The 12,394-nt window shown below is 50.3% G+C and carries 12 protein-coding genes and 1 pseudogene; 7 read left to right on the top strand and 6 right to left on the bottom strand.

What is annotated here, in order from left to right:
* Positions 1-83: 83 nt before the first annotated feature.
* Positions 84-1,124: an isochorismatase gene (locus H6F76_RS12785; protein ID WP_190508652.1), complete on the top strand. Its 1,041-nt coding sequence runs from the start codon at positions 84-86 to the stop codon at positions 1,122-1,124.
* Here the strand turns inward: H6F76_RS12785 and H6F76_RS12780 are convergent.
* Positions 1,114-1,743: pseudogene (locus H6F76_RS12780) on the bottom strand (Uma2 family endonuclease). The gene H6F76_RS12785 and the pseudogene H6F76_RS12780 overlap by 11 nt on opposite strands.
* 148 nt (positions 1,744-1,891) lie before the next feature.
* Between H6F76_RS12780 and H6F76_RS12775 the strand changes: the two are divergent.
* A complete protein-coding gene (locus tag H6F76_RS12775) occupies positions 1,892-2,683 on the top strand; it encodes a hypothetical protein (protein ID WP_190508650.1) in 792 nt (263 codons plus the stop codon).
* Positions 2,684-2,908: 225 nt separating this feature from the next.
* Here the strand turns inward: H6F76_RS12775 and H6F76_RS12770 are convergent, their stop codons facing one another.
* The 3 genes from H6F76_RS12770 to H6F76_RS12760 form a co-directional block, all read right to left on the bottom strand.
* The gene (locus H6F76_RS12770; protein WP_190450066.1) at positions 2,909-3,325 is read right to left on the bottom strand and encodes a response regulator; all 417 of its coding nucleotides are present in this window, start codon (positions 3,323-3,325) and stop codon (positions 2,909-2,911) included.
* 104 nt (positions 3,326-3,429) lie between these two features.
* Positions 3,430-4,380, bottom strand: coding sequence for a branched-chain amino acid ABC transporter permease (locus H6F76_RS12765; protein ID WP_190508648.1), 951 nt, complete (start codon positions 4,378-4,380; stop codon positions 3,430-3,432).
* A gap of 68 nt (positions 4,381-4,448) precedes the next feature.
* Complete coding sequence (locus tag H6F76_RS12760; protein ID WP_190508646.1) at positions 4,449-5,687, bottom strand: ABC transporter substrate-binding protein; 1,239 nt, start codon at positions 5,685-5,687, stop codon at positions 4,449-4,451.
* A 603-nt stretch (positions 5,688-6,290) separates the two neighbouring features.
* Here H6F76_RS12760 and H6F76_RS12755 point away from each other — a divergent pair.
* From H6F76_RS12755 to H6F76_RS12740, 4 genes are all read left to right on the top strand, one after another.
* The gene (locus H6F76_RS12755) at positions 6,291-6,608 is read left to right on the top strand and encodes a hypothetical protein (protein WP_190508644.1); all 318 of its coding nucleotides are present in this window, start codon (positions 6,291-6,293) and stop codon (positions 6,606-6,608) included.
* A gap of 79 nt (positions 6,609-6,687) precedes the next feature.
* On the top strand, positions 6,688-7,311 hold the full coding sequence (locus H6F76_RS12750) for a DUF3859 domain-containing protein (protein ID WP_190508642.1): 624 nt from the start codon (positions 6,688-6,690) through the stop codon (positions 7,309-7,311).
* 71 nt (positions 7,312-7,382) lie between these two features.
* Positions 7,383-9,215 (top strand): asparagine synthase C-terminal domain-containing protein, encoded by a 1,833-nt coding sequence (locus H6F76_RS12745; RefSeq protein WP_347276012.1) that lies wholly within the window; start codon positions 7,383-7,385, stop codon positions 9,213-9,215.
* Positions 9,209-10,549: a decarboxylase gene (locus H6F76_RS12740; RefSeq protein WP_190508641.1), complete on the top strand. Its 1,341-nt coding sequence runs from the start codon at positions 9,209-9,211 to the stop codon at positions 10,547-10,549. Before H6F76_RS12745 ends, H6F76_RS12740 begins: the two co-directional genes overlap by 7 nt.
* A gap of 33 nt (positions 10,550-10,582) precedes the next feature.
* Here the strand turns inward: H6F76_RS12740 and H6F76_RS12735 are convergent, their stop codons facing one another.
* A complete protein-coding gene (locus H6F76_RS12735; RefSeq protein WP_190508638.1) occupies positions 10,583-11,161 on the bottom strand; it encodes an Npun_F5749 family FMN-dependent PPOX-type flavoprotein in 579 nt (192 codons plus the stop codon).
* A gap of 169 nt (positions 11,162-11,330) precedes the next feature.
* Positions 11,331-12,041, bottom strand: coding sequence for a SprT family zinc-dependent metalloprotease (locus H6F76_RS12730; RefSeq protein WP_190508637.1), 711 nt, complete (start codon positions 12,039-12,041; stop codon positions 11,331-11,333).
* A gap of 147 nt (positions 12,042-12,188) precedes the next feature.
* On the opposite strand from H6F76_RS12730, the gene H6F76_RS31035 reads away from it, so the two are divergent.
* On the top strand, positions 12,189-12,311 hold the full coding sequence (locus H6F76_RS31035) for a hypothetical protein (RefSeq protein WP_277881218.1): 123 nt from the start codon (positions 12,189-12,191) through the stop codon (positions 12,309-12,311).
* Positions 12,312-12,394: the final 83 nt, after the last annotated feature.

Here is a 12,394-nt window from a genome sequence, read left to right as displayed (position 1 = left end):
CGTAGGGACAGGTATAGCGAGTACCTCTACAAGCTCTACCACAATTGCAATCTATTCGCTTTACTTTTTAGGAGATTCATCTTATGACAACTCAAACGCAATATTCCATTCCTTCGCATTTCGATACTCAACGAGTTGGTGAGGTTTGGTGCGTTCCTTACCAGGAGCGGGCAGCGCAGGCGAAAGCGTGGGCAAAACAGCAGGGGTTACAACCAGCAGCAAAAGATAAAACGCGCCTTTGCTTAATGGCGATCGATGTACAAAATACGTTCTGTATTCCTGGTTTTGAACTCTTTGTCGGTGGCCGATTGGGCAATGGAGCTGTTGAAGACAATCAGCGTTTATGCCAATTTATCTATCGCAACTTGGATGTAATTACTGAAATTGCACCCACGATGGACACTCACACAGCTATGCAGATCTTTCACCCTGGTTTTTGGGTGAATGATGCAGGCGAGCATCCCACACCCATGACCATGATTTCGTTAGCTGATGTGCAGCAGGGTGTATGGAAAGTGAATCCTGCGATCGCCTATAGCCTGACGCAGGGCAACTACATGGTACTGCAACGGTTTGCCTTGCACTATACCCATCGACTCAGCGATAACGGCAAATATCCTCTCACCATCTGGCCCTATCACGCGATGCTGGGCGGCATTGGTCACGCGCTTGTCTCTGCGGTGGAAGAAGCTTGCTTTTTTCACGCGATCGCCCGCAACAGCCAGACCAACTTTGAGATTAAAGGTGGTAATCCCTTAACTGAGAACTACTCAGTGCTGCGTCCCGAAGTGCTGGATAGTGCTGACGGTCGCCCGATCGCCCAAAAGAATACGCGCTTTATTCAAAAGCTGCTGGAGTTTGATGCGGTGATTATTGCTGGACAGGCAAAAAGCCACTGTGTTGCCTGGACGATTGATGATTTGCTGACCGAGATCCAGGCACAAGACCCTAGCCTTGCCAAGAAAGTGTATTTGCTGGAGGATTGCACCTCGCCTGTCGTAGTTCCGGGTGTAGTCGATTTCACCGATCAAGCCAATGCGGCTTTTCAGCGCTTCGCTGATGCTGGAATGCAGGTAGTGAAATCCACAGAGGCGATCGCGTCTTGGACTGGCATCAATTTGTAGGAGTCGAACGGCTGGCAGTGAAAACCTGTTCAGCCGTTAGATGGAGTTCCGGGAATGTAGGAGAGAAAATCGGGTCGGACTGACGAAACTGGCTGACTTGATACTCACTATCCACCAACGCATAAAGGCTCAATGTTGGTTGTTTGGGTTGCCCGGTGTAGTGGCTAGCTTCCAATACAGCATAATCAACCACCCAATATTCAGGAATACCTAGTGCCTCGTAGTCTGCCAATTTCTTGAGATAGTCATCCCGCCAATTCGTGCTCACCACTTCTACAATTAACCGCACCGATCGCCCCTAAGTGATGGTCGATCGTGGTTCCCACAGTGAGTCATCGCCGATCGTCGTCTCATCCAAAACAATTACATCTGGTTAATAGCTAGAGCAATCGGTATCAATAGGTTTGACGACGCAATCTCTAGGGATGAAGTAGGGAAGCTGTAAGCGATCAATCTCGACACTGAACCGAGAATCACTAAACCCTGAAACCTTGCCGTGCTGGACTGTTGGTTGCATCTCAACGATCAAACCATCAATGAGTTCATAGCGTCCCTCATCGTCTGGATACCAATCGAGAAATTCATCTAGAGTTATCAATTGCGGTAAGGCTTGAGTCATTGTAGCTTTACCTCCAAGAATCCATTGCCTACTTTGGCATAACTTCTCGCACGTCCATTCTCAAACCGTTCACCGACGTTTCGCTGCTTCAACATAAGGCAAAACGACCTCAACACCAACGTAACCCCCTTCTATTAAGGAAACTATCATGTCTCAAACATCTGATCTCAATCAACTCTTTCAATCAGCTCAAGCAGAAGGTATCCTGTCTAACGATTCCCTGCAAGCGCTCAATGTGCATGACATTGGTGCCCAAATTCAGGCAGGGTTGGGTATTCAGGTTGATGATGTCACTGCTAGTGAAGTCGTGCTAGTCACGATCATGCCGGATGACTCTGGCTCGATCGAGTATGGCGGCAATGCGGCGATCGTTCGTGCTGGGCATAATACCGTTCTGGATGCCTTGCTCAACTCCAACCAACAAGACAACATTCTGGTACACAATCGCTACCTGAATGGGTTCGTCCTGTATCCCTACTGCTCCGTTTCGCAAGCTGTGCGGATGGACGCTCAGAACTATACGCCCAATCAGGGAACGCCCTTGTATGACCAAACGGTTGTGCTTTTGGGAACCGTGTTGGCAAAAGCGCAGGAGTTTGCCGATAACGGAGTACCTGTACGGACCGTAACCCTGATCATTTCTGATGGAGCCGATGCCCATTCTCACCGAGCGTCTGCTAAAACAGTGCGATCGCTCGTTCAAGATCTGCTGCGAACCGAAAACCATATCATCGCTGCTATGGGCATTGACGATGGTAGCACCAATTTCCATCAGGTTTTTCGAGAGATGGGGATTCGAGAGCAATGGATTCTTACCCCAGGCAACAGTCAGAAAGAGATTCGGAATGCCTTTCAGGTCTTTTCGCAATCGGCTGTGCGTGCCAGCCAAAGCGCGGGTGGCTTTAGCCAAGCGTCATTAGGCGGGTTTAGCGCTCCATAGTAAAAACCCCTATTAAAGAGCATGATGAGTTTTTTGAACTGCACCAATTGATGCCGTTGATGCCGCAGTTGAAGCTAGAGGTAGGGTGTTTCCATGAGCTTTTGCCTGTTCCAAATCTGGCTAATGCAGTCCCATCCGGTTGCTAGATCGATCGGCTCTTGAGGCTACTTGCTGGAGATGAAGGGGTATGGTGTCTGCAAGTGGAAACGGCTGTAATGGCTGGTTTCAAGGACGTTCACCAGTAGCCGCAATTGCTGCCAGGACTTTAGTTAACAAAAGCTGGTAGTCAAAGGGTTTATCAACGAAGTCTTGAAAGCCCGCTGTGACTGCCCGACTTTTGTTAGCCTCGGTGACAGCAGCAGTCAGAGCAATGGCAGGAGTCAGAACAAGACCTTGCTCTCGTTCCCGTTGTCGCCACTGCTCAAGAAACATATAGCCGCTGGCATCAGGGAGCACGATATTAACCAAAATAATGTCAAACTTTTGCTGTTCGAGTATGGTTAGTGCCTCCTGCCCCGTGGTGACAAGGCTAACAGTAGCACCGGCATAGTCCAGAATATCCAGTAGGAGTCGTTGCGTCGTCGGCTCATCTTCGATGGCAAGTATGGTTAAGCCCTGAAGAGCAGGGGCGTTCTGAGTCACAGCATTACCACCTGTAGCGAAAGACATCCGTTGCCATTTTACTGCGGGGCACTGACAGGCCTTTATTAAATAAGACTGTTAGAACCCTCTGTCTCGGTCTGAAACTAAACTTTTTGCACGAACGATCGTCCTAGCAAGCCCTGGGGTCGTACCATCAGCATGATGAATAAAAGCCCAAAGGCGATCGCATCTCTGTAGGCAGAGTAGTCTCCTGGCACAAACGCTTCTACCAACCCGATGACCAGACCGCCCACAACAGCACCGGGAATACTGCCCAAACCACCCAGCACAATGACTGCTAGCCCTTTTAGCCCAAAGCCAATGCCAAAATACGGTCCTGCAATGCTGACGCTGGAGCCAACGAGCGTGCCTGCCAAACTGCCCAAAAAGCCGCTGACAAAGAACGTCAGGACGATAAAGCGATCGGTATCAATGCCTAGCAAACTTGCTGTCGTGGCGTCTTCCGCCACTGCCCGCATTGCTTTGCCATACTTGGTGGCATTAATTAAATAAGTAAGAAGGGACAAAATCACGACCGAAACGGCGAAGATTACAATTTGCACACTGCGGATCGGGATAGGATTCTCAACTGTCCCAAAGTTGATTGCAGGCGGCAAGTTGCCATAAATATCTGCCGGAAAGGTATAGCTCTCTGCACCAACGAGATACTGAATCACGTTGACAATCACGAACGCGACACCGAGGCTAGAAACAACTGTTAGCAGAGGATCTGCGCCTCTTCGTCGGAGGGGTCGAAACGCCAAACGCTCGACCAGCACACTCACGAAACCAGAGAGAATGCTACTCACGACGATCGCCACTGCAAACGGCATTTTCACCGGCAACATCGCATTTGCCAGCAAGCCGTTAAACCCAAACGCTCCGCCAATCAACACATAGGTAAAGTACGCACCCAGCGTAAAAATTGCGCCGTGGGCAAAGTTGATGATGCCCAAAATGGAAAAGACGAGCGTGTAGCCTAAGGCAAAAATGGCATAGACACTGCCGATCGACAGCCCATTCAAAAAGTTTTGCAGAAAGATAGTCAGACTCATGACGTGTGTTCAATGTTTCAAACCGTCAACCGATAGACAGATGAATTAGCATTCCCTCTTGGCAAACCTCATTTCAAATAAGCAAACGTGCCGCTATTACCGTTTGCATCCATCTTGATTTGGGCAACGTAGAATTCTTTCTGCACAATTTCACCTTCAGGCGTAAACGAAATTTCGCCTAGTGGCGTGTTGTATTTGCCAACAAGCAGTTGCTTATTGAGTGCGGTTCGTAACGCTGGTAATGCAGTTTGGGTTACTTTTGACTGTTTATCTAATACCCTTAACGCCTCTACAAAGACCTGCACACCTGCAAAGGTTTGGGCACTAAACTGCGGCGGCTCTTTTTTGAACTGGTTACGATACGCAGTGCGAAAGGCAGCGTTCACTTCACCAGGTTGCTCTGGGCTATAGGCTTGGGCAATCAACACACCGTCACACAGCGCTTTGCAAACGGAAAACACATTGGATGTATTCAGCCCATTGCCGCCAATGATGAGCCCTTTGTAGCCCAGCTCTCTAAGTTGACGCACGAGATTACCACCATCTGCTGCCAGCCCAGAAATGATGACTAAATCAGGCTTGAGATTAATGGCTGCCGTTGCTTGACTTTGAAAATCAGTGTCGGTGGTAAGGAACTTTTGAACAGTGGCAAGTTCGAGGTTTTGTTCCTTCACCGTCTGCTGAAAGATCTCGGTTTCGGACTTGTTGAAGGCATCGTTCTGAGCGTAGAAGACTGCCACTTTCTTGATTTGAGGATTGATTTTAAGTGCGGCTTTGACAGCATTAGGAGCCACTACCGAAACGGGTGCAGACACACGAGCAATGTACTCACCAATTTGTGGAATGCCTTTAGCTGTGTTGGAGGGTCCAAGAACAGGCACTTTCGCACGATCGGCGATCGGATCAGCACTAAACGCCTGCTGCGACAATGTGGGTCCAACAATGCCAACTACTTTATCTTTTGTAATCAGCGCCTGAAACGCATTGTTTGCGCCCTGCTCATCGCCGCCCGTGTCTTGAAGCACAAGCCGAATCGGTGTGCCATTGATGCCACCTTTACTGTTGAAATATTGCTCGGCAATTTTTGCGCCAGCGACTTCTTCTTGCCCCAGCAGCGCCACGTTACTGGTTTGAGCGACACCAATGCCGATCGGAATACCTGTAGTTGCTCCGTTCGTTGGAGACGCATTTGACGCACCAGATGCCTGCGGTGATGCACCCGTCGTTGCCGGAGGCGTATTGGGACTACAGGCAGCGATCGCGATCGCCAAAGCTGCTAAAACTGAGAGCCGAGTTGTTACTTGCATAAACCGATCGCTTAAGTCCTTTCACACATAGCATCTCACAAACCGATGGCATGACTGAAGCCAGTGTTAAAACCCTTACCAATGCTCCGAATCTTGCATCTAGCCTCGATCATCTTCCCACTTTTTAAGTAGGGTGACGCGTCAGGACGATTATGCCGAGCAATTCTGATTTCTAATCAACCATCAGCTTATAACTTAAGATTGATTTCATCATTCAACCCATCAATAGGTGACTCGTTTTTTTTTAAGAACCATGTCGTCCTGTGAAATAGTGTAAACCTGGAGAAAAGACAACAACTTAATAATGCCTAGAGTCCCTATAAGAAAACGTTTGCAGACTTTAGATAGATCTATTTCTAGTTACTAAAAGCTTTGTATGACAAATTGTTTCAGCATTCTTGAAGCACGTAAACTTTGATTTCTTCGATCGTTGTCAAAGGAACGGCTCTGCTAGGCTCGAAGGGTATAAAAAGCGTGTTGGATTCATCTGTCATCTTGGTGCTTTAGCAAGCTTGATGAATCTCTCAATCGCTAGATTGTGCCCCACGTAGCGTTTATCTATCCTTTTAATCTCGTCCTATAACTCATTGATTACGCCGAGCTATGAATCATTACGCTGCACAATGGATTGAAGATTGGTGTGCTGAAAACGGTTGGACTGACCTGTTTCAGGAACGTACCGATTATTGGGCGTTTCCTCCTAATGCGGTCATGCCAGTGCCCATTCCAACTCAAGTGCTGCGATCGATTAAGGCAAATCAGGGCTTATGTGTTGAAGAAAAGATCTGGTGCACTGCTGCTGGACTCAGCGCGATTATTGCTGCCTCGTTAAGCTATTTCTTTGCGACACCAATGCCATTGGTGGCTGCGTTTGCCTTTTGCGCGATCGTCATGGCACGTATGGAAGACGACGACCTTTAACTTGAGTTACAGCTTTCGAGTGGATGCCATACCGCAACAGCTTTAATAGCTATAGATCTATAGCCGTAGACGTATTAGTATGGAAAATCGCTTAACCCCACAGCAATTAACAAAACTGGTTGGCGAAGTGGAACGCCTCTCGCAACGCCAGCAGGACGAACTCGATCGCGACCAGGTGCAAGACATTCTGCGAGAACTGAATCTGTCGCCCGATTTGCTGGATGAAGCGATGATTCAGTTGCAGCGAAAGGAAGCACTGGTCGTACAGCAGCGTCGTCAGCGTTGGGTCATCGGTGGTGCGATCGCTAGTCTGGTCGTGGCGATCGCAGCGGTCGCTGTTTTCATGCAGCAGCAAAATCAGGTGCTCACTCGCGTGGCGGTGCAGCAAAGCTGCGTTGGACTAGCACAAAAAAGTTGTGGTATGCCAACATCGCTTATGCGTCAACGTAACTCAGAGGTGTTTTACAATGTGACGCTGAAAGATGCGCCTGTAGGCAAAAAGCTTTCTCTTACCTGTGATTGGCTTGCCCCTGGTGGACAGATTGTCAAGCAAAACCGCTACGAAACGCGCCAAATTGACACCCCCATCTGGAATACTCACTGTCGCTATCAGCTTGACCCAACCGAACCAACGGGCAACTGGCAAGTGCGGCTGTTGCTCGACGGTCGCGAACTGAGCAACAACCAATTTGCTGTGCAGTAGCTGGATGTGCAGTGGTTAAAAGGCGATTCTATGGGACATACGATCCCGTTACAAGTGCTTAAGGGGATCAGGTGATTGGTTATTGGGGCTATGGCACGCACGCTGACCTGGAACAGCGGCTGACAAGCACATTGCGCCAGCTTGGTGAGCTGTTGAGTGAGAGGCATGTGCGGCGGTGCGGTCGATCGCCTCAGACGGAACAAACACAACACACCCCTACAAAGGATGCCGTTACCTGCGTTTGGGGTGCTGCCTATTTGGGGCTACAGGAAGCAGACTGCGATCGTTTACCAAAGGGCACGATCGCTGCTTTATCCGCTTCAGGGCTAGGGCATGGCTCTGGCAAGACTTCGGATGCCTGGGCAACGGTTGAAGACCAGTGCTTGCACCTGGGTGCTGATCAGCACTTCCATCTAGGGCGAGAACCCTTTGGTCATGTGCCGCTGTATTGGACTCAGGTAGAACAAGTGCTCTGGTTCTCGTCGCGCCTGAGCCTGCTGCTGCCCCTTATCGAAGCGCCTCAAATCAGCATTCCCGCTGTCTATGGCTATAGCTGTTTTTCCTACGTGCCTATGCCGCTCACGCCGATCGCTCAGATCCACTCTATTGCGGCAGGTACGGAGCAGACCTGGATTGCTGATGCTGATTCACAAACGCTGCTGGCACCGAGCGTTACTCGATCGCTGGAATGGCAGGAAGCGCCAGAGCAAATCCAGGAGGAGACGCTTGCCATTGCCGAACTGCGATTGTTACTGAAGGATGCGGTGGCTCGTCAAATCACTGACCTTAATGATGAGCCAGTCGGTGTTTTGCTCTCCGGTGGGCTAGATTCATCGATCGTCGCAGCCCTCCTGGTGGAAGCAGGTGTGAAAGTGCGTGCCTACACCCTGGATTTTGGAGCCGATAGCCCTTCCGAATCTTCCTACGCTGCCCAGGTAGCTGAGTTTCTCAATATCCCGTTGGTGAAAGTCGATGCCAGTCCACGCCGTATCCGTCAGGCTCTCAGAGCCACTGCCCAGGCATTAGATGTGCCCTTTGGCGATGGTGTGACTGTCCCGCTTTTTCTATTGATGCAGGCAGTCAGCCAAGACGTTCAGGTGATCTTTAATGGTGAGGGAGGCGATCAACTGTTTGCTGGCTGGACGAATAAACCGCTGATTGCAGCAGATATTTATCGATCAACGCATCAAGCCAAAGAGACCTTCGACCGACAGTATCTCCGCACCTTTCATCGGCTCTGGGGCTACGAAGATCAGCTCTTCCAGCCTGACCTTGCTGCCCAACTGACAACCATCACGCCGGAAGACTGGCTTCAGGACGCGCTCAATCCTGCCTTTTCTACCACCTTGCTGCATCGTCTGCGCCGTGCCACGCTGATGCTCAAAGGCGCACAAAATATCCATCCCCGCGCCACCAATTTAGGCATGGCTCATGGGCTACAGGTACGATCGCCCTTCTGTGACTTACCGTTGGCACAATGGTCTTTTCAGCTATCTGGTACACTTCATCTGCAAGCTGCCTGCGAAAAGTACATTCTTAAGCGTGCTGTCGAACCCTGGTTACCACCCGAAATCGTTTGGCGACAGAAACGTGGCATGGGCGTGCCCTTAAACGCATGGTGTTTCAATGAGCTGTGGCAAGAACTGGGATGGTTACAGCCCGATCGCCTACGCAAGCAAGGCATCTGGCAACCCCAGGTTGCAGCACGTATTGCGGCTGGCACCTTTGGCACGCTGCAAGGTCGCCGCATTGGTGAAAGTCTGTGGCTGCTACTGATGTGGCAAGTGTGGCATGACACAGCTCTTGGTTCACTGCCTGCCTTTTCGCTGAATCATCCCTTTTGGCTGCCGTCCTCGCTGGGGCGGCTCTATCTGCAACTGCAACGAGAGCGTCAGCAATGGTAGCAACTCCAACCCCACGACCTCCCTTCTCGATCGCTCTGGCAGAAACACTACTTGATACCTACGGCTCACCGCTGTACGTCTACAAGAGCGATCGCCTGCGTCAAACCATTCAGCACATTACGCAAGCCATCTCCTATCCCCAGACTCGCTTTCATTTCGCTAGCGTCACCAATGGCAATATCGCCCTCCTGCAAATCTTCCGCGAGGCTAGCTGGGGACTTCATGCCAATACCCCCGGTGACATCTACCTCGGACTCCACGCAGGCTTTCATCCTAGTCAAATCCTTTACAGTGGCAGCAACCTTAACCGCCCCGAAATGGAGCAGCTTTTTCGCTGGGGCATCACCACACTGAATCTAGACAGCCTCGCGCAATTGCAGTTGTGTTGTAAAACTTGGCAAGCGTTAGCGCTGGAAAGAGCGCAGGAGCACGAAAGCGCTAAGACAGCGCACGATTCCACCACCCTTCTATCCCTTCACCCTTCCACCCCTTCACCCTCTCCTTCCCCTCTCCTCTCCTCCCCCTCTCCTCACCTCGGACTCCGCCTCAACTTCCCTGCTCTCACTGGTGATAGTCGCATTGGAGTGCATCCAGATGACTTTCCCGCTGCGGTAGCTTTAGCCCACCAAGCCGGGCTCCAAATCAAAGGGCTGCATTTCTATCGCGGTACGGGCACTAATGCGACTGCTGCCTTTACCGAGGCAATCGACACTGTTCTGAGGCTTGCTAGCCTGTTACCTGATTGGTCATATCTCGATTTTGGTGGTGGTTTTGGCTATCCCTATCATCACGGTGGTGTAGCGTTCGATTGGTATGAGTTTGGCACTGTCTTGAGCGATCGCCTGACCCAGCTTGATCGCCCACTTAATCTCATCATTGAACCGGGACGGGCTGCGATCGCGGGCTGTGCGTCCTTACTGGCTCGTGTTGTCTCGGTGAAATGGCAGGGCGAGAAACAAATACTAGGTGTTGATACCACTGTTGCCAATCTCTCTGTGCCGTCTGTCTACGGCGGTTACCGAGCCATTGTTACCTGGCACAACGACCCAGAAGGAAAGCCAAAACAGCCCTTGTACCTGACGGATATTTGCGGCAACACGACGTATTCTCGCGATTATCTCGGCAAAAATTGTCAGCTACCAGCACTCGCGATCGGCGATGTTCTTGCTGTCTTGGATGTAGGTGCTTATGGTTACGCAATGTCATCTCACTTTTTGCATCGTCCGCGACCTGCTGAAGTGTTAATTGAGGGTAATAACCATCGCCTCATTCGTCAGCGAGAAGAGTACAGTGCGCTTTTGTCAAACCAGGTTTTCGTTAATGGTGTTTTGTAATGACACTACCTTCATCTTTAGGCGCAGGTTGAGTTAAGGGTTGATTGCCTGCATAGTCCAAACTGCATTGTCACATTGATGTAGCCAGCGATTTTGGGGATCGCCCCGCAATTCCAGATGATCGACTTGGTATGGATCCAGCAGCAGCAGGCAAAAATGTGGCAAGGGCATTGTTGCATCTGGCGCGGCTACGTTGAAGGTTTCCTGATCCGTTCGGGGCTTACCTGGATGTGCCCAGGCAAACTGAGTACGAGCCGCATCGGATAGCGTCTGCCACGCTGCCCATCGGGCTTCTTGTAGCGCTGCATCTGAGTGCTGCTCTCGCACTAACAGCAGTGTGCCAGCCAGACGAAACTGTTCGCGAGTTTCAGGGAAATACCAGCACGCCTCGCCCCACGCTAGCTGATCGATCTGTTCTGCTTTTTCATTACGAGCATCAGTAACAAACTGAAGCTGGTTTGTGCCGTCTAGAAAGCCCCGAAATACAAGTGTTCGGTTAGCAGGACGCTGATCAGCACGGACAGTTGCAAGCTGTAGATAACGAGCATAGACCAACGCTCGATTGCGATGGAGAGCACGGGCAAGGGGCGATCGCCAGGAAGCTAGAGACATAGTGAGAAGGCTAAAGGGTAAAAGCCTAAGGGTAAAAGCCTAAGGGTAAAAGCCTGAGGATAAGTAAAAAGACAAGAAAGGCTAGATTCTACTTCTTGCCCATCCTTCATCCTTTATATTGTCCCTGATTCATCCTTTACCCCTTATCCTTCATCCTTTATATTGTCCCTCAAGACTCCAGCCATAATGGCACGTGGTAGCGGGCATCCCGTAAACCAGCATCCAGTTGCTGATAGTTTGGCTCTTTTTGAGCCACCAATGCCCAGAAAGCCGCCGAATGGTTCAAATGCACGGTATGGCACAACTCGTGAATTAAGACGTAGCGCACTAGCTCACTCGGTAGAAACAGCAGTTTGCAGTTGACGCTAATTGTTTGACGGCTAGAGCAACTGCCCCAACGAGTTTTTTGACCTCGGATAGAGGCGCTGGCAAAGGGTAATTCCAGTTCTTGGCTGATTGTTCTTAACCAGGGCAGTAAGTGCTTCTGCGCCTTGTCAGTGACCCATGATCGCAAGGCGATTTTACATGCAGTCTGGTCAGTGATTTGTCCAAAAAGGGTCAGCTTTAAGTCAGGCTGCTCCACAGCTCGCACTCTTGGCAGCGCTGTCGGGCAGTAGTCAACCTGCCAGGTTTGCCCGATCGCTTGCAGGCAGAGATGCTGAGGCAACTGGTCAGAGCGTTCTAAGCCGATCAGTGCATGACGTGTTTCAATTTGCTGTGTAACGCGATCGATCCAGCGCTGCTTACGCTCCAAAATTGCCGGAATCGTCGTGCGATCGTACCCTTTTGGCACCACAACTTCTAGACTGCCTGCAACCGATATTTTGAGAGAAAGATGCTTTGCTTTGGGGCTTTCCCGCACAGTGTAGCTCGGAAGCATAGCAATATCAGTTCATTGGCTAGTTTGCGACATTCCTATTAATGCATTCGATCGCCCAAGTGTCACCCCTTTTTCTATAGAGACTTGAGCACCTCTCCACGCTTCAGAACCGCCTATAATCAATGAAACATCCTGAGCTAATCACCATTGGATGAGATCGCATTGGATGAGATCGACCTTGAGAGTGACGAGTACCTAGGGAGCGATCCAGTGTTTCATGGCTTACCGCTTTGGCGATCGCCGAACCATACACTCCGGCTGCCACATTGAAACATCGACCTTAAGCTAAAGCTTCATTGCCAGAAGTGTTGGTTCGTCATGGTATCAAACATCGGTATACTGATTGACGAATA

This window comes from Leptolyngbya sp. FACHB-321, assembly GCF_014695975.1.
Taxonomy (GTDB): Bacteria; Cyanobacteriota; Cyanobacteriia; order Leptolyngbyales; family Leptolyngbyaceae; genus Stenomitos.
The sequence above is the reverse complement of the archived record's forward strand: the minus strand, read 5'-3'. Positions and strand labels throughout refer to the sequence as shown.